The 26,401-nt window shown below is 34.2% G+C and carries 26 protein-coding genes, 1 tRNA gene and 1 pseudogene; 17 read left to right on the top strand and 11 right to left on the bottom strand.

Translation table 11 applies throughout. The features are described 5' to 3' along the window. The first annotated feature begins 41 nt into the window (after positions 1-41). The 3 genes from EZM65_RS07575 to EZM65_RS07565 are packed head-to-tail and all read left to right on the top strand — an operon-like array spanning position 42 to position 3,733. Positions 42-1,250: a TolC family protein gene (locus EZM65_RS07575; RefSeq protein ID WP_169051669.1), complete on the top strand. Its 1,209-nt coding sequence runs from the start codon at positions 42-44 to the stop codon at positions 1,248-1,250. Beyond that, entirely contained in the window at positions 1,237-2,523 is a 1,287-nt protein-coding gene (locus tag EZM65_RS07570) for an efflux RND transporter periplasmic adaptor subunit (RefSeq protein ID WP_169051668.1), read from the top strand. Before EZM65_RS07575 ends, EZM65_RS07570 begins: the two co-directional genes overlap by 14 nt. After that, positions 2,513-3,733: an efflux RND transporter periplasmic adaptor subunit gene (locus EZM65_RS07565; protein WP_136667949.1), complete on the top strand. Its 1,221-nt coding sequence runs from the start codon at positions 2,513-2,515 to the stop codon at positions 3,731-3,733. Before EZM65_RS07570 ends, EZM65_RS07565 begins: the two co-directional genes overlap by 11 nt. A gap of 75 nt (positions 3,734-3,808) precedes the next feature. Here the strand turns inward: EZM65_RS07565 and EZM65_RS07560 are convergent. The 3 genes and pseudogenes from EZM65_RS07560 to EZM65_RS15705 all read right to left on the bottom strand — a co-directional run bounded on the left by EZM65_RS07560 (position 3,809) and on the right by EZM65_RS15705 (position 5,192). Further along, positions 3,809-3,889, bottom strand: a tRNA-Tyr gene (locus tag EZM65_RS07560). A 158-nt stretch (positions 3,890-4,047) separates the two neighbouring features. After that, positions 4,048-4,449, bottom strand: a pseudogene (locus tag EZM65_RS15710) (peroxiredoxin family protein); the annotation flags it as partial. Positions 4,450-4,460: 11 nt separating this feature from the next. Next, positions 4,461-5,192, bottom strand: coding sequence for a DUF4369 domain-containing protein (locus EZM65_RS15705; protein ID WP_248574840.1), 732 nt, complete (start codon positions 5,190-5,192; stop codon positions 4,461-4,463). 110 nt (positions 5,193-5,302) lie between these two features. On the opposite strand from EZM65_RS15705, the gene EZM65_RS07550 reads away from it, so the two are divergent. Then, positions 5,303-5,818, top strand: coding sequence for a hypothetical protein (locus EZM65_RS07550; protein WP_136667948.1), 516 nt, complete (start codon positions 5,303-5,305; stop codon positions 5,816-5,818). After that, on the top strand, positions 5,815-5,955 hold the full coding sequence (locus tag EZM65_RS15495) for a hypothetical protein (protein ID WP_169051667.1): 141 nt from the start codon (positions 5,815-5,817) through the stop codon (positions 5,953-5,955). Before EZM65_RS07550 ends, EZM65_RS15495 begins: the two co-directional genes overlap by 4 nt. On the opposite strand, the gene EZM65_RS07545 is transcribed toward EZM65_RS15495, so the two are convergent. The 8 genes from EZM65_RS07545 to EZM65_RS07510 form a co-directional block, all read right to left on the bottom strand. Beyond that, entirely contained in the window at positions 5,952-6,137 is a 186-nt protein-coding gene (locus EZM65_RS07545) for a DUF2892 domain-containing protein (protein WP_136667947.1), read from the bottom strand. The two genes, EZM65_RS15495 and EZM65_RS07545, sit on opposite strands and share 4 nt — an antisense overlap. 9 nt (positions 6,138-6,146) lie before the next feature. Then, complete coding sequence (locus tag EZM65_RS07540) at positions 6,147-6,455, bottom strand: hypothetical protein (protein WP_136667946.1); 309 nt, start codon at positions 6,453-6,455, stop codon at positions 6,147-6,149. 52 nt (positions 6,456-6,507) lie between these two features. Further along, the gene (locus tag EZM65_RS07535) at positions 6,508-9,738 is read right to left on the bottom strand and encodes an efflux RND transporter permease subunit (RefSeq protein WP_248574839.1); all 3,231 of its coding nucleotides are present in this window, start codon (positions 9,736-9,738) and stop codon (positions 6,508-6,510) included. Positions 9,739-9,761: 23 nt separating this feature from the next. Further along, positions 9,762-10,847 carry an efflux RND transporter periplasmic adaptor subunit gene (locus EZM65_RS07530; RefSeq protein WP_136667945.1) on the bottom strand — a complete coding sequence of 362 codons (1,086 nt, stop codon included), beginning with the start codon at positions 10,845-10,847 and terminating at the stop codon, positions 9,762-9,764. 52 nt (positions 10,848-10,899) lie between these two features. Next, entirely contained in the window at positions 10,900-12,207 is a 1,308-nt protein-coding gene (locus EZM65_RS07525; protein WP_136667944.1) for a TolC family protein, read from the bottom strand. A 201-nt stretch (positions 12,208-12,408) separates the two neighbouring features. Next, the gene (locus EZM65_RS07520; protein ID WP_136667943.1) at positions 12,409-14,853 is read right to left on the bottom strand and encodes an AAA family ATPase; all 2,445 of its coding nucleotides are present in this window, start codon (positions 14,851-14,853) and stop codon (positions 12,409-12,411) included. Between the two features lie 25 nt (positions 14,854-14,878). Beyond that, a complete protein-coding gene (locus EZM65_RS07515; RefSeq protein WP_136667942.1) occupies positions 14,879-15,952 on the bottom strand; it encodes a PKD domain-containing protein in 1,074 nt (357 codons plus the stop codon). Positions 15,953-15,965: 13 nt separating this feature from the next. Then, entirely contained in the window at positions 15,966-17,042 is a 1,077-nt protein-coding gene (locus tag EZM65_RS07510) for a PKD domain-containing protein (RefSeq protein WP_136667941.1), read from the bottom strand. A gap of 235 nt (positions 17,043-17,277) precedes the next feature. Here EZM65_RS07510 and EZM65_RS07505 point away from each other — a divergent pair, with 235 nt between their 5' ends. The 12 genes from EZM65_RS07505 (at position 17,278) to EZM65_RS07450 (ending at position 26,376) form a co-directional block, all read left to right on the top strand. Further along, positions 17,278-17,907 (top strand): NlpC/P60 family protein, encoded by a 630-nt coding sequence (locus EZM65_RS07505; RefSeq protein WP_136667940.1) that lies wholly within the window; start codon positions 17,278-17,280, stop codon positions 17,905-17,907. A 14-nt stretch (positions 17,908-17,921) separates the two neighbouring features. After that, positions 17,922-18,851 (top strand): hypothetical protein, encoded by a 930-nt coding sequence (locus EZM65_RS07500; protein ID WP_136667939.1) that lies wholly within the window; start codon positions 17,922-17,924, stop codon positions 18,849-18,851. Beyond that, a complete protein-coding gene (locus EZM65_RS07495) occupies positions 18,848-19,765 on the top strand; it encodes a TssN family type VI secretion system protein (protein WP_136667938.1) in 918 nt (305 codons plus the stop codon). Before EZM65_RS07500 ends, EZM65_RS07495 begins: the two co-directional genes overlap by 4 nt. Before the next feature lie 23 nt (positions 19,766-19,788). Beyond that, on the top strand, positions 19,789-20,955 hold the full coding sequence (locus EZM65_RS07490) for a hypothetical protein (protein WP_136667937.1): 1,167 nt from the start codon (positions 19,789-19,791) through the stop codon (positions 20,953-20,955). Between the two features lie 7 nt (positions 20,956-20,962). Further along, on the top strand, positions 20,963-21,478 hold the full coding sequence (tssO, locus tag EZM65_RS07485) for a type VI secretion system TssO (RefSeq protein ID WP_136667936.1): 516 nt from the start codon (positions 20,963-20,965) through the stop codon (positions 21,476-21,478). Positions 21,479-21,503: 25 nt separating this feature from the next. Next, positions 21,504-21,950 carry a hypothetical protein gene (locus EZM65_RS07480; RefSeq protein ID WP_136667935.1) on the top strand — a complete coding sequence of 149 codons (447 nt, stop codon included), beginning with the start codon at positions 21,504-21,506 and terminating at the stop codon, positions 21,948-21,950. A gap of 24 nt (positions 21,951-21,974) precedes the next feature. Further along, entirely contained in the window at positions 21,975-23,342 is a 1,368-nt protein-coding gene (locus EZM65_RS07475) for a DUF5458 family protein (RefSeq protein ID WP_136667934.1), read from the top strand. 60 nt (positions 23,343-23,402) lie between these two features. Next, positions 23,403-23,936, top strand: coding sequence for a hypothetical protein (locus tag EZM65_RS07470; protein ID WP_136667933.1), 534 nt, complete (start codon positions 23,403-23,405; stop codon positions 23,934-23,936). Positions 23,937-24,243: 307 nt separating this feature from the next. Next, positions 24,244-24,630: a type VI secretion system tube protein TssD gene (gene tssD / locus EZM65_RS07465; protein ID WP_136667932.1), complete on the top strand. Its 387-nt coding sequence runs from the start codon at positions 24,244-24,246 to the stop codon at positions 24,628-24,630. Between the two features lie 110 nt (positions 24,631-24,740). Continuing rightward, on the top strand, positions 24,741-25,136 hold the full coding sequence (gene tssD / locus EZM65_RS07460) for a type VI secretion system tube protein TssD (protein WP_136667931.1): 396 nt from the start codon (positions 24,741-24,743) through the stop codon (positions 25,134-25,136). Between the two features lie 11 nt (positions 25,137-25,147). After that, positions 25,148-25,906, top strand: a complete 759-nt coding sequence (locus EZM65_RS07455) for a hypothetical protein (RefSeq protein WP_136667930.1) — start codon at positions 25,148-25,150, stop codon at positions 25,904-25,906. After that, the gene (locus EZM65_RS07450; protein WP_136667929.1) at positions 25,894-26,376 is read left to right on the top strand and encodes a hypothetical protein; all 483 of its coding nucleotides are present in this window, start codon (positions 25,894-25,896) and stop codon (positions 26,374-26,376) included. The genes EZM65_RS07455 and EZM65_RS07450 overlap by 13 nt, the downstream gene beginning before the upstream one ends. Positions 26,377-26,401 lie beyond the last annotated feature (25 nt).

Below are 26,401 nucleotides of genomic sequence, written 5' to 3'. Positions count from 1 at the left end.
AAAATGGTATTCTCGTTCTGTTTTTTGTCTGTTTAAAGACCATGAGTGGTTTTTCACAGGAAGTAACACATGTAACATTAGAGGAAGTATTGCAGCAAGTGGAAACTAATTACCCTTCCATTTTGCAGTATCAGGAAAATATAAAATCCTGGCAAGCCAAAGCCGAGGCTTCTACAGCGTGGATGCCTCCGACTTTTTCAACAGGATTTATGCAATTTCCTTACGATTTGGCAATGCTGAAAGAAAAAAACGATCCGATGAATCAAGCTGCGGTCAATTTTTCTGTGGAGCAGATGATTGTAAATCCGGGGAAACTCAATGCTAAAAAAGCTTATTTCAATTCTTTGTCTGAAATCGAGAAAAGCAATAGTGAATGGACTAAGAATAAATTACGCAAAGAAGCTAAAGTCTTATACTATACTCGTTATGTAAATGAAAAAAAGAAAACAATACTATCTGAGAGTGAAGAGATTCTCGAAATATTGTTGAAAACAGCAGAAGCAAGATTCAGCAATAACCAATCAAAACTCCAAACTATCTATAAAGGAAAAGCCCGATTAGCAGAATTAAACAACATGCAGTATATGCTTTCCGGAACTATAGCCGAAAGTAATATCGGTTTGAATATCCTTATGGTTAGAGATGTTATGGCTCCGTTTCAAATTGACAGTGTTGTTAAAATCAAAAAGTACGATTTGAATCCGGTAAATAGCAGTACGATTTCCAAACGCAGCGATATTGCTGCAATTGCAAAATCTATCGAATCGATGAATCTGGAGCAGAAAATAATGAAAACAGGTAAAAAACCAGACTTTGGAATTCGTGCCGAGCACATGCAAATGTTTGGCATGCCCAATCAATGGTCGCTTATGGGAATGATTACCATCCCGATTGTACCTTGGTCTTCAAAGATGTATACTTCTGAAGCAAAAGCAATAGATTTCAAAGTGCAATCAATGGAATTTGAAAAAAGAAATATGCAGTTAATGGCACAACGAATGATTGCGGAAAAACAAATCATGTTGCAATACGAATACGGTCAATATGAGAACTATAAAAGTAAAATTGTTCCGGCATTTGAAAATAATCTTCAGGCTAATTTGTTGGCATACAGGCAAAATACTGGTGATTTTTTCATCCTTTTAGATGCTTGGGAAATGGTGTTAATGAAAAAAATGGAGATGTATGACAAGTTGTTTACTATTTTAAATCTGGAAGCAGAATATGAGTATGAAAATGAAACTAAATAGTCTGGCGGTCCTGCTGTTCTTTTTTTTAGGAGCTTGCAGTAAAACCGATAAGCATGCACAGCATTCGGTTAAAGAGGAGCAGCATCAGCATGAAGCAACGGTCTATACCTGTCCGATGCATCCGGAAATTGAAAGCAACCAACCCGGTACCTGTCCTAAATGCAAAATGAATCTCGAATTAAAAGTCAATGAGGCAAAAGATCAGGTAGAATTGCCAAACAAACAGGTTTTGTCAAAACAGGCAACAGTAAAACTGAAGTCACAATCAGCAGCTCAAGATATCAAATCTCAGGGATACATCGATATTGATAAATCAAGAAATCGAAACGTTGCTGCGAGGTTTGGAGGCAGAATAGAAAAGCTGTACGTTGCTTACAATTTGCAAAGGGTAACCAAAGACCAAAAAATTCTGGAGATTTACAGTCCAGAATTAAACACATTTCAGGAAGAACATCTGTTTCTGTTAAAAAACGAACAAGAAAAATCACTCATTGAACAATCAAGACAAAAACTGAAACTTTTTGGTTTAACAGACCGTCAGGTATCTGATTTGGAGGCAACCCGCAAAGTAAAACGGACAATCAGTGTTTTCAGTCCTTATGACGGGTATGTTTTTTTTAATGCTGTTTCCGGTGCAGATAAAACTTCACAAACAACACAAGAACCCTCAATGGGCGGAATGAATGGCAGCGAACCGAAAGTTACCGGGAAAAATTACAACACCTCAGGCGTACAAATTAAAGAAGGAGATTATGTAAATCTGGGGGAAATTCTTTTCAGTATTAATGATTTGCAAAAGGTTTGGGCCATTGTTTCGGTTTCATCAAATTATGTTTCTCAAATTAAACCCAAAAGTTCAGTTAAGATTATTTCGGAGTTGTTTCCGGAAAGACCATTAAATGGGAAATTGTTACTAACAGAGAAAACATTTGAAGAGGCCGGTCAGCGTTTTGTCAGACTAAGAATTGAATTGACCAATCCTAAAAACGCATTGAAAATCAATTCACTGCTTGTAGCTGAAACCCCAATAGGCTTATCTGATACGTTTCAGGTTCCTGTATCGGCGGTTTACAAAACAGGATTGAATTCTTATGTGTGGGTTAAAAAGAGGAGTACTGCCAAAGGAACAGGGATATTCCAATTGCGAAAAGTAAGTACAGGACAGGTAATCAATGGTAGGGTTGAAATCATCGGTGGATTGAAATTCGACGAGGAAATCGCGTTACATGCAGGTCTTTTAATAGATAGTGAAACATTTATAAATGAAAATTAAGATGAAACTGAAAATACTATATTTTTTAATAATCATTCTTATTTCATTGGCAGGATGTAAGAATAAAGACAATGACCATGCTCAACATCAAGAGGAAACAAGTTATTACACCTGTCCGATGCACCCTAGTGCCAGGAGTAATTCACCAGGTTCGTGCCCGGTTTGTAATATGTCTTTAATTAAAGTAGATAAAGTTGAGAATTCACACCAAAAGCATGAAGGAAACTTCGTGACTCTTGACAGCAGACAGCAGCTTTTAGCAGGAATTAAGACAGCTACTATAAAATCAGGAGCTATTAATTCTGTTGCAACGATATTGGGTACAGTTGCGTTAGATGAAGAACAAATTACAAAGATAAGCAGCAGAGTAAAAGGAAGAATAGATAAACTCTATGTAAGAACCTTGGGAGAATTTGTAAAAAGAGGAAGTCCGATATACAGTGTTTACAGCGAAGAACTTTTTGCAGACTTAAAAGAATACATCATTTTGGAAGAACGCAAAAAACAGGAAACAGATTCCAGTAATTCCTTAAATGAGATGTTGTTACTGGCGTCCAAAAACAAATTATTGCTTTACGGGCTTTCCGAAAGGCAGATTATAGCGATGGCTTCGAACAAAAAAATGATTCCGGTAATCACTTTTTATGCTCAAACGGAAGGTTATGCCACAGAAATATTCATCAGAGAAGGAATGTATGTAGAAGAAGGAACGGTATTACTTACGTTATCAGGACTTAAAAAGGTTTGGGTGGAAACCCAAATATATGCCAACGATCAATTTGAAAACAATGACATATTTGATGTATTTACACAGGAATCACCAAATGATATTTATAAAGGGACGGTGGTTTACAACAACCCGGTTTTAGAGGAAGGACAAAAAATTCAGTTACTAAGAATAAGAGTAAACAATTCTAAAAACACATTAGTACCGGGTATGATGGTATATGTGCGACCTAAAAAAACAATGTATAGCGTTCTGACAATACCAAAATCATCCGTTTTATTAGAAAAAATGAAAACAGTTTGGGTAAAAACAGATGATACAACTTTCGAACAGCGAATGGTGGAAACGGGCAAAGAAAACAAAGAAACTATTGAAATCTTATCCGGATTAAAAGAAGGTGAAGTTATTGTTACATCCGGAGCCTATTTAATCAGTAGTGAATTTATTTTGAAAAATGGAACAGGGCAACGGCATAACCATTAACAGACACTAATTCCCAAAAGTATCTAAAAAGAAAAAACCGATAAATCTAAGATTTATCGGTTTTAATTTATCTTGTGGGGAGAGCAGGATTCGAACCTGCGAAGGTTTCCCAACGGATTTACAGTCCGTCCTCGTTGGCCGCTTGAGTATCTCCCCATCACTTTTACTGTGACTGCTTGTAAGCGGTTGCAAATATAGGACTGTTTTTGATTTATACAAACAAAAAATGAAGATAATTTTAAACTTTTTTGTAAGTAATTGGTACTAAATAAAATAAAAAAGGCCTTAATTTTAATTAAGACCTTTTTTGGTGATTATTTTGACAATAATTCGATTATTTTGGCTTTCAATTCTTCTCCGTATAAATTTCTTGCAGCAATATTTCCTTTAGAATCCAGGATTACCGTTGCGGGTATACTTTCTATGCCGTACATTTTGGCAATAGGTTCATCCCAATGTTTTAAATTGGATACATGATTCCATGTTAATTTATCTTTTGCAATGGCATCTTTCCATTTTGCTGCATCTTTGTCTAAAGAAACGCCGATGATGTTTAAACCTTTCGGATGTAACTCATTGTAAAGTTTAACAACGTTTGGATTTTCTTTTCTGCAGGGACCGCACCATGAAGCCCAGAAATCAATTACGGTAACTTTTCCTAAAACTTGTTTCAGGCTTAAAGTTTTTCCTTCCGGAGTGTTAGCGCTAAAGTCAGGAGCTTTATTTCCTAGCTCACTTTTTTTTTAGATTCAATAGCCTTTGCGTATTCTTCAACTTGTTTTTGAATTTTTTTCCCTGCTGTTGTCGCTTTTAAATCATTATCCAATGCCTCAAATGATTTTTTAATTTTTACAACATCAGCATTAGGAGTATTAAATAAAGAAGGAACTAATAATAAAGAAAGGAAAGATTTTGGGTTTTCATTTACATATTTTGTGTTTGCAACAATCATTTCATCCTGTAATTTACCATATTCTTTATTTAACTGGTTCATAACAACACTATCATTGCTTTTTTGAGCTTCCTGCATTTTAGCAATGTTGTTTTTTTGAAAATCCATCATTCGCTTTTGGAAACCTTTCATATTAGAGTTGAATTTCATTAACTCTTCGTTATTGTATGTACCGCCGAGTTTTGCCTGACCTATACTGTCTTTGTTTATTTTAGCAGTAATATCTCCTTTTTCCAAGATAAAAAAGAATCCTCCTGGAGTTTTATCTATTCTTACTGCATGAATTCCCGGCTCTTTAGTTTCTCCTTCAAATACAAATTTTCCTTTTTCAATTTTAACAGTATCAATAGGAACTGACATGCCTGTGTTTTCATCCTGTTTTTCAAGAAAAACATTTGTTCCATCTGTTATTCCCTTAATCTCACCTGTAACAGTGTATCCGTTTCCTATGATTCCATTACAGCCTACAGCTAAAACAGCTAGGCTAATTCCAATAATTCTTTTCATTTGTTTTTATTAATTTTGTAAAGCAAAAATAATCTATTTCATTACATTACAAACAATTTTATATTTTATTTAATTCTTTGGACAAGCCTGTAAAAAAATATTTTCCTAAAATGAATTCGCTCAAAAAAACATTTTGTGTGTTTGAGGAAGTCGGTACAGAATTAATACAAAATTTAGCTCCTGATTTCATCAGTGATTCCGGAAGTAAGTACTACTACACCCAGAAAGGGATGTATAGATTTTCCAATCACTGGGGGAGATTGGCCAATAGTAAATGGAGGTTGACTGATAAAGGTATTTCTGCTGAAAAAGATAAAATTGGTTTTGCAGAATGGGACAATTTTTATCCCGATAATGAATTTGAAAAATTATATTATATAGAGTGGGATAGAGGTCTGAATGATGTTCTGTATCAGCATAGAAATAATCCTGATTATGACAGTAGAGCTGTTTTAAGAACTTCAAAAGAAACCCAAAAAAGATTAAAAAATGCCCGAAATATTCTGCAGTTGAGCAATTGGGCCAGATATTTTGAAACAGATATTACCATTTTAAGAGAAATGATTATTCAGGATTTAATCTATACTGATTTGTCTTTGGATGAAATCAAAAGAAAATACCTATGAGCCGTAAAAATCAGCAAAACATAAAAAAACACAACCATAAACTGCATAAGGCAGAAGCTAAAGCTCAAAAACAAAAAGTTGAGCGCAAGGCTCAACTTAAAGCAATTTTAAAGAAGTTTAATGAAGATAAGAGTTAGTCTTCAACTCTCATTTTTGTTAAAATAGTTTCCAGCAAGCACCACTTTGTTATAGACGATTGCAATAAGTTTGCACCTACAAAAGCTGTAAACCAGTACCAATTGCTGTCTATGTAATAACCCAGAGTTAAGCTTATCAGGATAAACGATCCTGCAAAAGCTCTGATGATTCTGTTTTTCATAGTATTTTTTTAAAAATTATTTTTTTCGACAGATAATAAAGCAATATGGATTTTAGACTTTGAACTTATCTTAGCATTAAATGCATCAAAATTTGAAAATAGCAGATCCGTTTTTGTGTCCTCGCTGAAGGCATAGAACAAAACGGATTCTGTTTCATTCGTTTCTGAGCCAAACCAGTTGGTTTCAATATTTTCTTTCGAAACATCTTTATATCCTGTAACTTCTTTAAAGCTAAACGTTATGATGTTTGAGGCTTTTAAAAGATTTTTGATATCTTGTGTATAGGCAGCTGCAGCTGTGATGATGACTAGTTTCATACTATTTTTTTTAAATTCCAGAAGGTTTTATAAAACTTCTGGAATGTTGGTCTTAGTTATTTTCCCATTTTTTCTTTTCAGTGATATAATAAATCAACGGTACAACAATCAATGTCAATAAAGTTGAAACAATTGCACCGGCTACCAATGATATTGCCAAGCCCTGGAAAATTGGATCGAATAAGATAATCGATGCTCCTATAACAACTGCACCTGTTGTTAATAGGATAGGAGTTGTTCTTACCGCTCCGGCTTCAATAATGGCCTGCTTCAATGGAATACCATCATTCAGTCGTATTTCTATGAAGTCAATCAGTAATACTGAATTTCGAACCATAACTCCTGCCAATGCAATCATACCAATGAACGATGTGGCAGTAAAATAAGCATCCAGCATCCAGTGGCCTAATACAATTCCAACTAATGACAGTGGAATGGCTACCATCATAACTATCGGGGTTTTAAAGTTTTGGAACCAGCCTACAATCAGCATATAAATGATGATGATTACAATCATAAATGCGGCTCCTAAATCACGGAATACTTCAAGTGTTATCTGCCATTCACCATCCCATTTTACTGTAAAATTGTTTTCGCTTTCAGGTTGGTCCATATACATTTCGTTGACAGCATATCCTTTTGGCAGTTGCATTTTCTGCAGTTTCTCTTCCATTCCCAGAATAGCATATACAGGGCTTTCCAGTGCTCCAGCCATATCACCAGTTACATAAACCACGCGTTTTTGATCTTTTCTGTAAATTGTTTTTTGTAGTGTGTCTTTTTTGACTTCAACTAGATCGTTTACCGGTACAATATTGCCATTGTTTCCTTTGATTTTCAGATTTTTCAAATCATCTAAAGACGTTTTGTCTTTGTCATCCAAGGCTAAAACAATGCCTACAGGATTATTGGAACGCTCATCATATAAATTTGTCACAGGTATTTCTCTTAGCAAATATGTTAGATTGCCCACAATTTGTTGTGGAGCGATACCATTAAGCATTGCTTTTTCTTTGTCTACTTCTAATTTATATTCGGTTTGTGCGTCTTCTACATACCAATCTACATCAACAATATCCTGTGTGTTATTTAAAATATCTTTTACCTGATGTGCCACTTTGATTTGCTCTTTGTAATCTGGTCCGTATACTTCAGCAACTAAAGTTGATAAAACGGGTGGTCCTGGCGGTACTTCGATTACTTTTACATTGGCACCATATTTTTTGGAAATTTTCCGAATTTCCGGACGTACTATTTTAGCCAAATCATGACTTTGCAAATCTCTTTCTCCTTTGTCTAAAAGATTAACCTGAATGTCTGCCATGTTACTTCCTCCGCGCATATCGTAATGACGAACCAAACCGTTGAAAGTAATAGGTGCGGAAGTTCCTATATAGTTTTGGTAATTTACAACTTCGGGAACTGTAGCAATATATTGTGCTATTTCTTTTGTAACTACTGCCGTTCTTTCCAAAGTAGTTCCTTCCGGCATGTCGATAACAATTTGAAATTCATTTTTGTTATCAAACGGAAGCATTTTTACTGCAACCGATTTGGTAAAAAACATCGCGATTGAACCTAACAGTAAGAAAATGGTAATGGCAAACATTAAATTCCGTTTCGCCGAACTTTCCAGCATAGGTTGTTCCATTTTTTGGTAGATTTTATAAATCCAACTGGTTTCCAATCCTTGTTCTGCTTTATGTTCCTGTTCGTCTTTCTCATGCAATAAATGATAGCCCAAATACGGTGTTACCGTTAAAGCAACAAATAATGACAACAGCATGGCGATTGAAGCGCCAATAGGCATCGGACTCATGTAAGGTCCCATCATTCCTGATACGAATGCCATTGGTAAAATAGCTGCAATTACTGTAAAAGTGGCTAAAATGGTTGGGTTTCCTACTTCGTTAATCGCATAAATTGCCGCATCTTTAAAAGGTAATTTCTTCATTTTGAAATGCCTGTGCATATTTTCGGCAATAATAATACTGTCATCTACCACAATACCCACTACAAATACCAAAGCAAATAATGTAATACGGTTTAACGTATACCCCAGCATATAATAACTGAACAATGTCAGTGCAAAGGTTAGGGGAACCGAGAAGAATACGACTAATCCGCCTCTCCATCCCATAGCCAGCATAACCAAAACGGTTACCGCTAAAATAGCCACACCTAAATGCATTAATAATTCTCCTACTTTATGAGAAGCGGTTTCACCATAATTTCTTGTGATTTCAACATGAACATCCTCGGTAATTAAATTTTGTTTCAATTCTTCTACATGAGAGATGATTTTTTCGGAAATCTTCATGGCATCAGCACCTTTTACTTTGGCTACAGAGATTGTAACCGCAGGATATTCGGATGGATTCTTACTAAATTTTTCATTTCCTTTTCCGTAACCAAAAGACACATAACTTCTTGGAGTAGAAGGACCGTCCTGAACAGTGGCTACTTGTTTTAAATATACGGGCATGTTTTGATTGACACCCACAACCAGATTTTCCACATCTTCAGAAGTTGCCAGAAACTGACCGGTTGTAACCAAAAATTCTTCATCTTTCTGTACAAAACTGCCTGACTGTGCACTGCCATTATTGGCTTGAATCATTTGCATGATGCCCAATGCGTCTACACGGTTTTCAGCCATTTTATCTTTATCCAAAACGACTTTAACTTCGCGGTTTCTTCCGCCAATCTCCTTTGTAATGGCTACATCTTTTACTTTTTCTATTTCAGAGGTTACCTCTTCAGCAACCTGGCGTATTTCAAAATCATCCATTTTTTCACTCCAAAGCGTAATTCCCAGCATAGGAACATCATCAATGGAACGGGTTTTTACCATAGGCTGCATTACTCCTTGAAGAAACATATTTTGATGTTTCATCAATTCGTCGTATAACTTTACATACGAACGTTCGATGTCCTCACCAACATAAAATTGGACAATCATCATGGCCTGCCCATTCATAGCCATGCTATGCACATGTTCGACTCCTTTTATATTTGAAATAACTTTTTCAAGTGGTTTTACCACTCTGCTTTCCACTTCTGATGGACTTGCTCCCGGATATCCAACCATAACGTCGGCCATAGGAACATTTATTTGTGGTTCTTCTTCCCTTGGAATCAAGAACGAACTATACGAACCAATAATCATCAATGCCACCATTAATAGAATGGTTAACTTCGAATTGATGAAAAAATTGGCTATTTTACCTGATATACCTTCCATTTCTTTTAGTTTATGAGTTTCAAATTTCAGGTTCTGCATAGAGAACTGTAATTGGAAACTGTTTACTGAACATTAACTTTTGCCCCGTTGAATAATTTACCTTCAGCGGAAATGATATAAGCTTCATTTGCTGTTAATCCAGATAATACTTCTATCTGATTACCATACGTTTTTCCTAAACGAAGCCATCTTAATATAGCTGTTTTTCCATTTACAACTGTATATACACCAGTGAGTTGTCCCTGTTTTACTAAAGCTATACTTGGGATTAACAATCTTTCAGAAGATGCGGTGTTTGTCACAGCTGTTTTTTCAACTGGGAATTGTACATTGACAAACATGCCGGACAATATACTTTTGTCTGATTTGTCTAAATTTACTTTGACTAAATACTGACCTCCGGTGTTTTTTGCGGATAAACTTATTTCGGAAACCCGTCCGGAAACAACTTTATTTAAAGATTTGATATTGATTTTTACAGCCATTCCTTGTTTAACATTGGCAATATCGCTTTCAGATACCATGGCTGTTACTTGTAATTTTGATGCGCCTTCAACACTCACGAGCGGCATTCCTGGATTAGCCATGTCACCTTCTTTAATGAAAGTATTGGTAACCACACCACTAAAAGGAGCTGTAATATTTGAATATGAAAATTGCGCCTGGATTTCGTTACGCATTTGTTTTGCTGCTTCTAAACCGGCTTTTGCCATTTCATAGCGGGCAGTCATATCATCCAATTCTTTTTGAGAAGCACTTTGCTGTGCAAATAAATTCACAAAACGGTCATAGTCTTTTTTTGCATTGTTGTATGCTGCCTGTGCTTGAATAATTGAAGCATCCACCTGAGCTTTTTTAGCCTGCAAATCAGTATTGTTTACACTAACCAATAATTGTCCGGCACGAACATTTTGCCCCACTTTTACATGAACTTTTGTAACATACCCCATCATTCTGGTGCTTAAGTTGGCACTGTTTTCTGCTTCAATTTTACCGCTTGCAGTAACAAACGGACTGTTGTTAGTATCTAGTTTTCCGTTAACTTTTACTGGAATGGCTGGTAATTCAGCTGTTTTTTCTTTCTTGTCACCACCACATGAGGTTATAATCAATGATGATAGGATTGCAATTGCGATTATTTTTTTCATGTTTTCGTCTTTTATCTTTTATATTTCGTCTTTTGTACTTCGTACTTCAATTTTATTTACTTAAAAATTCCAAATAGCTTTTTGTGAAATTATATTCAAAAATGGCTTGCAGATACTCCAGTTCTTTTTGTGCCATCTGGGTTTCAGATAACAATAAATCGGTTGTTTTTTCCAATCCCTGTCTGAATCTGTTTTCGCGGATTCTGAAGGCTTCCTGAGATTGTTCATGTGCCAGTTTTGATAAGTTTACTTTGTTTTCAGCATCTTTCAGTTGGCGAGACGTTTTATTCAATTCCAGTTGACTCTGTTTTTTATATTGTTCTGATTCCACTTCGGCTTTTTGAAAATCAGCTTTGGCCTTTTCTGTTTTGCCGATTGTTTTCATACCGTCAAATACATTCCAGGATAATTGCGCACCAACTAAATAACCACTGGCTTTCATTCCAATGATATTTTTATCATACATTTCATAGCTGCCAAAGGCGTTCAAGCGGGGCAGCATTCCCAACTTGGAAGATTTGAACATTTTTTCGTAGGCATTGACCGATTTCTGCATGGCTTGAATATCTTTTCGTTCTTCGGAAAGTTTTGTTTCAAAAGAAGAATGGGTAATTGAATTTTCCAATTCATCGGATGGTTTGAAAATTTTATTGCTGTTTTCTTCGTTCAAAAGAAAAGCTAAATAATCAGATGTATTCTGCACATTTGATTTTGCGTATTGCAGTTGATTCGAGATTTCACTCACACGCACCTGTACATTCAGCAGGTCGGTTTTTTGTAGCATTCCGTTTTTAAAATAGTTTTCCACCAATTTTAAATTTGCTTTTGTAGTTTCTTCGGCTTTTTTCAAAACGTTAACCGCTTTATAAGCCAGTTGTAACTGCATGTATGCTTTGTTTATTTCTAGTCCCAAATATTCTTTAGTACGTTCAATCTGTAGTTGATACGCTTCCATTTTAGCTTTGGCCGCCTGACGCCCGTAAATTCCGTCAGCATTAATCAACGGTTGTTGAATTTCTATTTTAGTAGCAAAATTCTGAGTTCGTTTTGGGTCGTTGAGCAAAGCAGGATTAAAATCAGAAGCGGTTAAAATTTCCTGATTCAATTTAGAACCGAATGCCATTAATGGATTTGTGGTTATTATACCAGTGTGTGATGCAGCAACATTAGGTAAAAACAGTGATTTTGACTGATTGTAATCGGCTTTAGCTGATTGATAATTTTTCTCAGCTATTTTAATCTGCAGATTGTTTTCTACAACTTTAGCCTGTAATTCAGTTTTAGACAGCTGTATTGTGTCTTGTGACCAAGATTCTAAACTTAAGACACTTGTAATCAGTAATATATAATTATGTTTCATAGCGTGTTTAATAAATTATGAAGCAAATTTATATTGATAAAAACTTTTAGTCAGTAACTATAGTCACACATTGAAAAATAAAGATTAAAAAATCAAGCACCTAAATTTTGTAATATAAACTTTGTTAATATGTTGTACTGATAAAAAAAAAAATCCCTCAACAAAATCAAGTTAAGGGATTCAAAATTTATTTTTTACTTTTTATTCAATACTCCATGTAAGTGCATTATCTGAGTAGCTAACAGTTACTTTACTGCCTTCCTGTATTTCATTTGAAATAATTTTCTTAGCCAAAGGTCTTCTCAGTTCAGAACGGATGATACCTTTTAATGGACGGGCACCGTAAGTGGCGTTATAGCCATTGTCAACCAGATAAGATTTAGCCTCGGGAGTGACATTGATTTCAATATCCTGTGATTTGACTAAATCAAGTAATTCCTTTTTCAAATGTATTTCAAAAATTCCCATTGCATTTTCTTTTGAGATAGGAGCAAACGGAATGATTTCAGTTAAACGACCAAGGAATTCGGGTCTGAAATGATTAGCCATGATCTCCATTAATTGATTCGATGATGGATAACCGTTTCCTCCTGTAATCGAATCCACAATAAATTTTGAACCAATATTGGAAGTAAATAAAATCAACGCATTTGAAAAATCACCTTCTTTCCCTAAACGGTCATGAAGTTTTCCTTCGTCCATGATTTGTAAGAAGACATCAAAAACGGATGGATGCGCTTTTTCTATCTCATCAAATAAAACAATAGAGTAGGGCTTCTGTCTGATTTTATTAACCAATAAACCACCTTCTTCATAACCCACATAACCCGGAGGAGCTCCGTATAATAATGCAGCCGAATGTTCTTCTTTGAATTCAGACATGTCAAAACGTATAATGGCACTTTCGTCCTGAAACAGGAAATCGGCCAGTGATTTTGCCAATTCTGTTTTACCGGTTCCGGTTGGACCTAAAAAGAAAAACGATCCCATGGGCTGGCCGGCTTTGCTTAAACCAGAACGCGATTCAAGTACAGCTTCTGTAATTATTTGAATCGCTAAGTCCTGGCCAACAACACGTTTTTTTAATATTTCTTCCATACTCTGCAAACGGTCTTTTTCTTCCGTTTGAAGTTTCCCTAAAGGAATGTTGGTTTTTTGGGCAACAATGGCTGCTAAATCGATAGCTTCAATATGATCTTTTTTGCTTTGCGCAATAGAAGCCAGTTTTTCGATAAAATCTTCAAGCTTTTGAATCAATTCATCAGCAGTTATCTCACTGTTATTTTCTTCTTCAAATTTTTCCTGTGTCAGTAAATAATGTGCTTTGCGCTTGATATCGCCAAACAGCCAATTGGCTTCCTGAAGCTGATATTCTTCCGGCAGTTCTTTTATCTTTTCGATTTTGTTTATCAGAGCCTCTTTTTCAGACAGGAACGATTCACCCGCGGTTTTAATCACTGACATTGTCCTGTCTAATAAATTCAAGGCAGATTCAGGGAGACTTTTCTCTTTTAAATAACGTTTTGATAATCGGATTGATTCCCTGATAGTTTCATCATCTGTTTTTAAATGATGATGATTATGGTATAATTTTAGAGCTGTTTTAATAATTCTGAAAGAAGTTTCATCATCAGGCTCTTCCACCTTTATGAGTTCAAACATTCCTGACAGTACTTCGTCTTTTTCTATTTTCTTAGTGAATTCATCAACAGTTGTCGTCGCAATTAAAGTAAGTCCTTTTGATAATTCGCTTTTCAGTATACTTGAAATACCTGCGTTATCACTGTTTTTATCCAATAAGACATGAATTCCGTCAATCACTAAAATGGCTTTTGGAAAAGATTTCAGTTCTTGTATTAGTTTTTTCAAACGGTCTTCTATTTCACCTTTATAGGAGGCTCCTGCAATTAAATTTCCTAAATCAAGTTCAAAAACTTCTGTATTCTGCAGTTTTTCGGGAACCAGATTGTTTACAATAGCATTGGAAAATCCTGTAATTACAGCCGATTTTCCAACACCGGAATAACCGCAAAGTAAAACATTAGGCTTTGAAAAACGGCAAAGAACTTCTGTAATTTCTTTTATTTCTTTATCTCTTCCAACAATTTCAATTTTGCTTTTTTTGACTTTTGCAGTTTTATTGGAGCAATATTTATGAATGTATTTTGATACAGAACGCTCAGAAGGAAGGTTCATAATCTCATTATTGATTTTTCCGTCTTCACGTTCAATTAATAACTCGGAACGTGTTACCGGAAAACTTTTCATCTGATCAAAATTGAATCCTACACCAGGTGTTGCCAAGGCAACCATGACTGCAAATAAATCGACTTCGTCGCGGTCTAAAATATCCCTTACAGCATCTGCTTCGGCAATTACCTCGTCAATGCTCTGATGTGCCTCCGCTTCAACAGGTCTCATTGATTTAGGAATTTCCTCAATACGGACTTCAGCCCACTCCTCAATAAAATAGACATCTTTTCCCATTGCTTCCAGTTCTTTAAGAAGCGTCAGGTCTCTATGTAAAATGGCTTTTAATAAATGCGCGGCAGTATATTCAGGCTGTCTGGTATCCTGAGCTATGCGTCTCGCTTTATCCAGTGCTGTTTGTAATTCTTCGTGAAATATTATATTTTCTGTAATCATAGTTTGTTTTTTGTTGGTTTTTGCTTTAGTCCTCTTTCCAGCCCAGAAGCCCTTTTACCTGATAGCTTATACTAAAGCCGTCAATACAGTTAAGATTATCTTTTGTAAGACGTAATGCATCGATTTTAATTTCCTGTCCTTTTATCCTTTTACAGAATTCTTCAAAAGACATTACCTGATCACCGTTTTTGATTACAGGAATCTGGTAATTTTCACAAATATATTTTCCAAAGTCTTCTTTTTCTTTGGTTTCGTTAGCTACCTGATGCAGTAATAATTCAAATTGGTTTTCAGAAATATCCGGTGCAAAATGTAGAACATTTCGTTCTTTAGGTCTCGCATTTATTGGATTAAGCCATTTGTCCGAAGGATCAGGAGCAGGATTGCCTTTAGGTTTATAGAAAGCTCCTACCGGTTTTTCATAAGTGTATCCTTCTTCAAGCATCATTTCACTTTCCTTTTTAAATGCCGGTCTTGGTTTAATATAAATAATCTTGGAAGTTTTAAATTTATATTCCCCGTTAATTATAAGTGTCACTGTTTTTGGTCCGGGAGTTCTAAAGCTGTAGCTTGCAAACTCATTTGTATTGTCTATATCGCCGGTTTCCCCAAAACTCCATTCCCATGAAAAAGTCTCATCAGTATAATATTTATAATTGAAATTGACTTTTTGTCCTACAGCTGCAATTTTAGGAGCTATAATCGTAGGCAGTTTTGTTCTGTCCAGAATTTCGCCATGATCCTTAATCTGGATTTTCTTTTCTTTTAAACAAAAGCCGTTGATAACAAGTGTTACAGTGTAGATACCAGGCTCTGTATATTTATGCAGTGCATGATTTTTAGTTTCTTTTGGGCTTCCGTCACCAAAATCCCATTTCCATTGAATTGCATTTGGAGTTTCGTTATGAAATTCGATGACTTCACCAACTGAAAAATTTTCAGCCACTATAAAAAAGTCGGAAGTGTCACAATCGACATGTTTATTGTATTTGAAACTGAAAATACCGATACTCGCAACAAGCAGTACCGCAAAAAGTATAATAATACGGGTTTCAAAATTTGAAAAAACCAATTTGAAATTTGTTGAATTTTTATTCATAATTACTTTTCAGTTAATCATTTATCCACAAAAGATGTTTCTTAATTTTATAATTTACTTCTACATTTATAATACAGCCTTCATCGTTTGCTGTAAGCCTTATATTTGAAAATTTAAGTGTCTTGTCAGCGATTTTTTTACAATACTCGTCAAAAGGCATTATTTTAGAGTCATTTATAAGTACGGGTACTTTAAAGTCATCACATAAAAAAGTTGCAAAATCGTCTTTAGTTTTACTCTTTTTAGCTACCTGATGTAATAATATTTCAAATTGTTCTTCAGAGATTTTAGGCGCATTCTTTTTCTTTTTGTCTGCTGTATTTGTTTTCTTTTTGGACGAAGGAGGCACCACCGGAAGTGTCATGGCAAATTCTTCGGCAGGATCTATTTGAGCCGGGCCTTTTTTCAGTTTCAACGGTTTAATTTCGACGTCTTCAATAAGTGCTTCAGGTGGCACCGGATCTTTGGGCTTGACAAGAATGGTTTTGGAAACAATTTTACTGACATTGCCGTTAACAATCAAACTGATTTTTTTAACTCCCGGAGTTCTGTAAACATATACAGGATTACTTTCTGTATCATCAAGTCTTGATGTTTCGCCAAAACTCCATTCCCATGAAAATAAATCATTTCCGTTATAATAGTAGTCAAACATAACTTCTTCACCAACTTTTACAACTCTTGGAGCAATGATTTCAGGTTTTCTTATTCTTTCGGATAAATCGCCGACTGATTTTATAACTATATCTTTAAAAGTTATACAGGTTTCATTGATTGTTAATGTCACTCTGTATTTTCCGGATTTATCGTACTGATGTGTGACACTTTTTTCATGTTCTTTTTCAGAACCATCTCCGAAATCCCATTCCCAAGTGTCGGCCCCATTGGTTTCATTATAAAATTCAATGTTTTCACCTACAAGTCTGTTTTTGGCAACAATATAAAAAGTTGTATTCTCACAGTCCACACTTCCTATAAATTTTGAAATAAAAGAAACCATACCCAATGATAGAATCAGGATAAACACTAATAATATTCTGGGGTCAAAATTGGTCAGTAATTCTCTAAAAGTATTTTTAGCTCTATACATCAATTTTTTTTTTGCTGACGAACTTAATAAAAAAACATTAAGTTGACTAATTATTTGTATTTTTTTTCTTACAATTTAATTTTTTAAATACATTTACATAATGTAGGAATAAATTCACAAATATGATAATTCAATTTTTTTGATTGTTAACCTTAAAAAAATGTTTAAAAAATTTGTTTGTATCATAAAAAGTATATATTTGTAAGAAATTATTTATAATTAAAGATTTAGCCTTTTGAAAAAAGCAGTATTAACAATTTTAATTTTTCCTCTTGTAATTGCGTGTGGCAATCCGAAGTACATTGAAGAAGTACCGCTTAAACTGAAATATGATGAAGCTAAAATCAAAAAAGCTTTAGGTATTAAAGAGCAGCAAAGTGATGAGCGTCTTGCTGATCAGTATGAAGAAGGATTGACGGATGAACAAATAAGGGTTAAGGAAAAATATTCGGTTTTGCTTGGTGTAAGACCTGATGAAATAAAGAACTATGATTTTTACGGTTACATTGATAAATGGATCGGTACACCTTATGGTAATAAATCATTTTCTAAAGATAGTTTGGGAATAGTTCCTTTTGCACAGGCCTTATATAGTAAGGCATATAAGAAAAGTTTGCCTACTACTGCACTGGGAATTTTTAAGTCAAAAGACATAGAGCTTTTTCTGTCAAGAATCGACCTCGAGGAAGGTGATTTTATTTTCCTAAGATATAACAAAGATATCCCTATATCAGATGTTGCAATTTATCTGAAGAATGATAAAATTCTTGCAACTACAAGATCCTCAGGATTAAGAGTTTTTGATTTTAACGATAAATATTTTCAAAGCAGATATTTCGCCTCTGGCAGATTGAAGGAAAATTAACGAAATGATGATGTATGGATGCGATTATAGAAATTAAAAACAAAATTAATTCCATTCCTTTTGATCTGAGAGCAGAAGTGATTTTGTCTTCGCTCTTGGAAAATTGCAGTAACGAAGGATATGAATTTTTGATTGATTATCAAGGTCAGTTTAAGAGACCTTATAGTACTGATGTTTTAGGATGTGATGTTGTTGATTATGATTATGATGCAACACAATTTCTTAAAGTTGATATTTCCAGAGATGGAATTTATGATTCGTTGCCTGAAGGTGTTTTTCATTACCCCAAAACTGAAAGACTGAACAGGTCGGTTGACGATATGACAAAGGAATATCGTTTGCAGCAAAAGGAAGAGGAAAATGCACGTAAATTCTTCATGCCTTTTGAAAATGAATTTTTCATGAGCGGAATGATGCGTGATAAAGCTGAAAAAGAGTTTTTACTACGTTTAAACCAAGGAAAACCTATTGATTTTTTAATTGATTTTTGGAATATAGATAGAACTTTACCTGAAATACTTGTTGCCAAATTTATAAGACTGCTTCCTTATTTGCACAAAATTGTAGGAAAACTTGATAAGACGGCTTATTGTTTGGAGTATTTACTTGACGAACAGGTGGAGATAGTTGAGTTGGGCTATCATGATTTGTCGGAAAGCAACCAAAATGTAACTCTAAATGATTGCTATTTAGGACTTGATATGATTTCAGGAATGTCATATATGGATTATTCCTTGAATCTTGAGTTCAAAATAGGTCCGCTTAAAAACAGCTCATTCACTGATTATATTCATAACGGAGGAATACGAAGGTTTATAGATCTTTTCTATGAGTATTTTCTCCCGGTAGAGATTGACTTGAAAACTACAATCATTTTGCCATTGGATATAGAACAATTTAATTTTAATCAAGACCCAGTTTTAGGAATTACAACAAGAATATGAAACCAGCATTTAGACCTAATTTTAAAGAATTAATTGATCCTTCTTTATTGATTGTAATAGCTATTTTATTGCTCCTTGGGGCAATATTGGCTATGTTTTTTATCGATAAAGTAAAAAATTATAAAACAGAATATAAAACTAAATATTATATCTATCTTTTTTCGTCAATCCTGGTTTTTACTCTAGTGGCTTTTCTAGGGCATTCAAGAGCTATCAATACACTTTTTGGAGAGTTTGTTTTCTATCAGGTTATATTTTTTGGATTAGGAGGTTTGCATGCTTTTGTATACAGGACTTATCTGGATAAATACGGCTTGGATAATATATGGCTGGAAGGCGTGTATAATTTAATGATAGCAGTTTTCGGTTCAATTCCCTTTCTGCTTTTATATACCTATATGAATAGTGCTACCTATTCTTTTGTGGTAGTATCAGCAATAGTGATGTTTCTTATTCCAACATGGGTTTATTCAACTTTTAAAGCTACAGTTTCTATTCCGGCTAAAATTTATAAAACATGGGAATTTCCGGCATTTGGAACATTTTCAGAACCGAAGGATGATGAATTCAGGGATATGGTTGTAATCACTTTCGTTTTTTATAAAAATCCTAATTCAATTATCAGAACAGAATTTAGAGCCAAGTCGCCAATACGGATGGATTTTGGAAGATTGTTTTACCATTTTGTGAATGATTATAATACCCGTAACGTAGACAGCCCGATAGATTTATTGGATGAATTTGGAAACCAACAGCACTGGGTATTCTATCTTAAACCAAATTGGTACGGGGTTTCTAAATATATAAATCCAGAGTTGACTATGTACATGAACGGAATTCAGGAAGACAGTACAATTATATGTTTAAGAACGAGTCCGCAAAGCGAAGAACAATGGCAGGAAGCTTTGGCATAAATAACACAAATAAGTAAAGAGATATGTTAGAAAAACTAAATCATTTTCCCGTTAATTGGGTTGACGGGATGAAAATTAATAAGTCTCATTTCATTGCAATGCAGGATCATGTCAGTGATGTGATGAGGGATGCAGTTGGAACACAGCTTAATAATCTTAATTATGGGTTGCTTCCATTTAAAAACGCAAATGAGGATATTAAAATTTCATTGATTATTGACAACCATAAACTATTAAGAGTTAAAGTTGAAGAATGTCATGCTGTAACACCTAATGGATGCCGTATCGATATCAGTTCGCATAATTCTTACATGCTGAATAAAGAAATGCCTTATCCAGAGGCTGTTTATGAGCTTAATGATGATCAGGATATGGTTTTGTTGGCAAATGTTTCGGTAAACTTGTTCGAATGCAGACCTTTTGGTGAACCTGATCCGGAAGAAAATCCGCCAAGATATCCTTATTTAATGCCTACTTATAATCTGCATTTGGTTCCAGAGAACAGTGTTCAAAGCGGGCAGGGGGGGTATAGTATAACGTTAGGAAAAATTATCATTAATAAAAATGAAAGTTTCCTGATGGCCGATTATATACCGGCATGTACATCCGTGCAAAGTCATCAGAAATTGATAGACATTCATACTAAAATTGACCGATTCTTTGGTCAATTAGAATTATATGCTGTTCAGATTTCTCAAAAAATCAACAGAAAAAATCAGACCAATGAATTGGCTATGATGATTTTAGCACTTTCTGAAAAAATCATTACGTATTTAGGAAACAATATCAATTCATTCAGATGGTTTACAGTAAATCAGCCACCGGCATACATGTTTGACAACGTGATTTCTTTGGCAAGAATTATGAAAAATTATATCGATTCTAAATCGGGTGCAGGTAAAGAAGAATTGTTGAATTACATCGCGGAATGGTGCGGTGTGAGCCAAGGTGATTTGGAACTTGTTTTTACTGATTTAGTTAATGTGGGTTATAATCATACTCAAATTGATAAAACAGTTAAAAAGACTTTCCAGTTCATGCGAATCATTGATGAGTTGTTCTCTACACTTAACCACTTGGATTACATTGGTAAACGTAAGGATAACGGAATCTTTGTTAAAGAAAGGCTGGAATTGGAAAATTCAGCTTTAGATAATTCAAAAAGAAGTAGAACATTTTTAGACGATTAAGAATACAATGGAAGTTTTAAATAAAAAAGAGAGAGCAAAATCTTTTCTGGCTTTTCTTGGAGTTTTTTCAATAACGATAGTAGTAATCATAGGAGCGATTTTCTTTGATTATTATCTGCCATGGAAAGAAAATACTGAGTTGAAAAAAGAAAATGACATGATGACACGCGAATTTCTTTTTCAGGAAGATTTTGCAAAGAACATGGAAGATCTAAAGTCATCTATAGATTCTTTAAATGCACCCGGACAGGATTTTTACTACAATCAGCAAAAAGCAATTTCTACAATTATCACGATGCAGCAATCTATTCCTACCAAGGACAGTTTGATGAGAGATAATATGTATGATAATATCATTTTAACTAACAGACAGTTGATTGATGCTAAAAAAAGTATTCAAATGATGGGTGAAAGTAAAGAAGAAATGGATAAGCTTTTACAACAAATTGAAACGTATAAGAGCGAACTTGAAATCGTTAAACGCGATTTAGAGGTTTGCAGACAAATTAATAAAGCGAACTAAATATTAACTAAAACAATCGGATATTATGTTATCAAACTACGGAATCGGGGGGAACGAAGTGAAGTTAGATGCTAGCGAAGCAATCTTAGAAATTCCTCAAAACAAAACTTTAATCGCACAAAAACTTACAGGGGATACTGCAGTAAAACCTGAATTAGTTGAGGGATTGACTAATATTGAACAAGTGTTTTCGCATTTTAAACCTACTGCTAAGGTTTCTTTTGAAGATGCAGAAGGTGCTACAAAAAATGAAGAATTAAAGTTTAATAATTTGGGTGATTTTGGTGTTAAAGGAATTACAGCTCAAAGTAAGTTTTTAACCAATTTAGAAACTGAAAAAGATCAGTACCAAAAAATTATCAAGCAGTTAAAAACAAATAAAATCTTAAAAAGTGCTTTGGACAATCCAGACGCTAAAAAAGCTTTGCTTGAAACAATTGAAGAATTAATCGCGGAATTAAATCAAAAATAAGAAACACCAAAAAATATAAATCAAATGGCTAAAGAACAATTACAATCTCAAACTGCTGAGTCTGCAGTTTTAGAACCAAAAAAGAGAGAAGGTGCGGTAAAGCTAAGTGCAGAGAAACTTGCCAAGTATGGTGGTTTCGATTTATTGGAAACTTCTATCGAAGGAGCTCAAAACATGAATCCTGACAGAAAAGCACGTCGTCAGATTTTCATGAATGAGGCTAATAAAGAATCAGAAAGAGAAATGCTTAAAAAAACATTGCAGATTTGGGCTAATGTTTTGAAAGACAATGATTCACTTACTGATATGGTGGCTCAAAGTGAAGATAAGAGTAAAGTAGCTGAAGAAACATTACTTAAAAATCTTGCTATTGCAATCCACGAAACTAAAGATTTAGAGCAATCATACAGAACTATCGGATTGTTTTACAAAAATACTGAAACTGATAAAGTTAGAAACGTTACAGTTATCAATGCAGATTTAGAACAACTTCAGGATTTAGACAATACTCGTTTCATTGATGCAATTCACAATGAATTAGTAGACAACTATGATCGTTTAGACCTTAAAAATAACTATGGTTTATTAGTTATTCCTGGTTATTTAGGAAGTAATAAAGTTGTTGAAAAATGGGCTAAAATTGCTCACGAAAATAAAGTAATGCTGGTAACTGACTTTGCTCATCTTGATGAACCGGATGATGTAATGGAAATGTTTGATGCAGCTTATTTAACTGGTGGTGATGTTTACCGTTCAAACGTTTTAATGACTTGTAACTGGTTAGTTGGTAGAGGTAAATTTGATATGTTAGGTGAATCAGAAGATCTTTTTGTGCCGCCTTCAGCAGCTTTAGCAGGTAAAATTTACAAAACATTAATGTCTCAGGTAACTGCAGGTAAAAAGTTTGGTGGTATTAATGAAGTAGACGGTGTACGTTTTGATCTTAAGAAAAGTGAAATTGCCAATCTGGAAAACATGGGATTGATTCCTATGGTTAACGAGTATGGTAAAGTAATGGCTTTCTCAGGTAAAACGTTATTTAACGGTGACAACTTAGGATTGCAGACATATTCTGTGGTTCGTGTATTTGACTATGTGACAAAAGTGTTAATGGATTTCCTTAATAGAAGAGCTTTTGAAAACTTTACTGCTAAAACACGTAAAGATATCATGGGACAAATTGTTCAGTTCCTTGACGGTATTACCGGTCCGGATAAGTTAATCGAGAACTTCGAAATCAGAAGATTTGAACAGGATCCTATCCAAAAAGACAGAATTTATTTGGATATTCACATGAAACCATATTTCCCGGCTAAGAATTTCATGATTAAAATGGAAGGACAAAAAGGAGATGACGGTACTGATTGGGATACTGAATACGAACAAAAATAATTTAATCTTTGTATAAAAAAGGGATTGAAAAATCCCTTTTTTATTAATATATAATCTGTTATGAAATTAAAAAGAATACTATACCTGTTAAGCTTTTTTTTATTTTCTTCCACTATAGCTTTTGCACAATTATCAGCAAGAGACTCGCTTAAGATACGATATAAAAATAAAGTAAAAATTACCCGCAGTAAAGAGAATTTTCTTGATAATAGGGCATATGCTTATACTGAACCGTATTATTTTAAAGTTTATAACACAGACCAGGATTATATCAGTTTCCAATTGGCTAAAAGGGAAGGTTCAAAAATCTTCGTATATATAAAATTGTTTTCTTTTAACGCCTGTATTAAGAAAGATGACGTTGTAGAGCTGACATTTGTGAACGAAGACAAATATGATCTTATAAATAAATATCAGGTTAATTGTGAAGGTAATATCGTAGTCGAATTAAGAAGATATGATGTGAAATATATGTTCAAAAGTCTTATAAAAGGATTTATTGTGCATACCTATCAAAAAGATTACGAGTTTAGAGTCGACAAAAAAACGGCACAACAGATCTACGAAGATATTAAGTGTCTTAAAAAATTCTAACTGTTTGGTTATTAAGAAAAATATTACAAAATATTTTTTTATTTGAAATAAAATTCTTACAATTGTAGTGTATTTTTATTATCTGGTATATTATTTATTTAACCTTAATTTTTAGACTATGATTTTCCGAATTAACTCCATTTTCAGAGTATAGCAACCGATATTCATCGGAAGTACTTCCCAGCTGTACTCATGCAGTATTTACTGCTCCTATATCTTTTTTTATAAAAATTAAATGCGGATACTTTACGTATTCTGTACATATATAGTATTGTTTTTTATTTATTAATTTTTTAAATATTTTATTATGTCATTTAAAGCAAAATTAAGCGTTGGCGGAAAAGAGTTCAATGTATTGAATGTAAACTATGGTTTGTTTCAGGAGACTGATGCAACAGGCCGTCCTTCTACAGTAACAAGAGGAGGTAAAATTGATGTGACTATTGAAGGAACTGGATCTACTGAATTATTCGAGTGGATGACAAACAGTTTTGAGCGTAAAGACGGAAGCGTTAAATTCTTCAAAAGAGACAGCGATGCTACGTTGAAAGAATTAAAATTTACTGAAGGTTATTTAGTTAAACACAAAGAAAACTTTGACTCAGTTGGTGAAAACCCGTTAACTGAAACGTTCACTATTTCAGCAAGAAAGATTGAGATGGGAACTGGAGTTTACGAAAACGAGTGGGTATAATCTCTTAGTACAAAATACTTATTTGTGCAGCTGTGATTTTTGGGGATAATATAATAATTATCCCCTTATCACAGTAAAGAATTACTAACATCATTTAAAAATTTTATATCATGTCTTTTTTAGCAAAATTGGAATTAGATGGGGAAACCTATAACGTATTGGAATTTGATTTGCACATCCATCAGGAAGTAGATCACAATGGTAAACCCCAGACAATTGCTCAGGGAGGTAATATCAGACTTGTTATCGAGTCGACCAAGAGCGTCGATTTTATGAAATGGATGATAAGCAGTACCCAGACCAAGAACGGGAAGATTACTTTTTTTCGCAGGGATGCTATGTCAAAAATGAAGGAATTAAAATTTGACAAGGCATTCTGTATCGATTTTCATGAAAGCTTTCGTGCTACAAATGAAGTACCTATGCAGGTAGCTTTGGTAATATCGGCTAAAGATATTGATTTCAGCGGAGCGGTTTTAGGAAAACCTTGGACCTTGGATATTTAAAATTTTAATTTATGCATAACACTGCTTTTTTGCACCTGCCGGATTACGAAATTATCCGTAAACTAAAATTCAGTGCCTATTCAGATATAGAAGAGGAAATTTATGAATGGTTGAAAATTAAGCTGGAGCAAACATTAAAGATTAGATTTCCGGAATTGCCTAAAGCAGGAACAACGGCTAATTGGGATGAATTGCTTAATGCATGGTTTTTTGAAACATCACCTGCTTTTTTAAACGCAACCTGGCAAGGTGATAAAATTATCTTTAACAGTAATAGTGCTTTTTCAAGAGATATCGCAAATTCACCAAGTTTTTCAGGTTCACGAACAGGCAATTCTATAAAGAGGAAATTTTTTGAAGTTTCAGATGTGGCTCGCCCTAACCCATTTGAAGCAAGCTTTCATTTTGTAGGCTCAGAAACAGGTATAAAAGATTATTATTCAGTTGTTGAGTGGTTTTTAGGTTCCTATAAAACTAAGATTTATTGGTTCAAATCTAATAATTCTTATGCGATAAAAGCATTGGTAAGTAATAGGAGTCATTGGTATTCCGGAACGCGGCTACCTAAAAGCTGGCAAAATAAACTGGACGAAACTCTTGGATTCAGTATTGAAAATTTGGTTGACAGTGCCCCAAGAGGACAAACCATCAAACGAAAACTTCCAATTTTTATTTCTAATAAGTTAGAATCCGAATTTAATTTTTCACTTCCAAGTTTTGGGGGAGATCTTCGGCAGGAATTCAACATTGAGACTATATGGATAAAATAAAATACATTTTTTTTCTCCTCTCAGTTTTATTGTTAGGTTGCTCTTTTCTGGAGAAGAAAGAATCTCCTGTTAACCAATTGGCAAAACTTCTGGATTTATCAGAAAATAACAAGAAGGAAATTAAAAACTGCAATGGCGAATTTTCTGAAGTAACTCCCGCTTTCATGAGTTGGGGATATTTTACTTATACAGCAGACGATAAGTTTATAAATGAACTGCTGGCAAAAAAAAACTTTTCAACAGTGAATGAATTTAATGAATCTTTTAAGAAAGTTCCTGTTGATTACCCGTTTAAAGAAAATGATTTATCATTTTACACCGATTATTTAAATGATAAAACGATTATAAAAAAGTATGATTTAAAAAATAAGATTGCCCTTGAAGGGAGTTATTTTCCATACAAACATCAAATTCTATATGATACTGTTACAAGTGAATCGATTCATTTAGTGAGTGGTCTTAGAGAATAATTTCTTCAACATAAAGAATTTTAAT

The sequence above is a fragment of the Flavobacterium sp. H122 genome (assembly GCF_004959765.1).
GTDB lineage: Bacteria > Bacteroidota > Bacteroidia > Flavobacteriales > Flavobacteriaceae > Flavobacterium.
The sequence above is the reverse complement of the archived record's forward strand: the minus strand, read 5'-3'. Positions and strand labels throughout refer to the sequence as shown.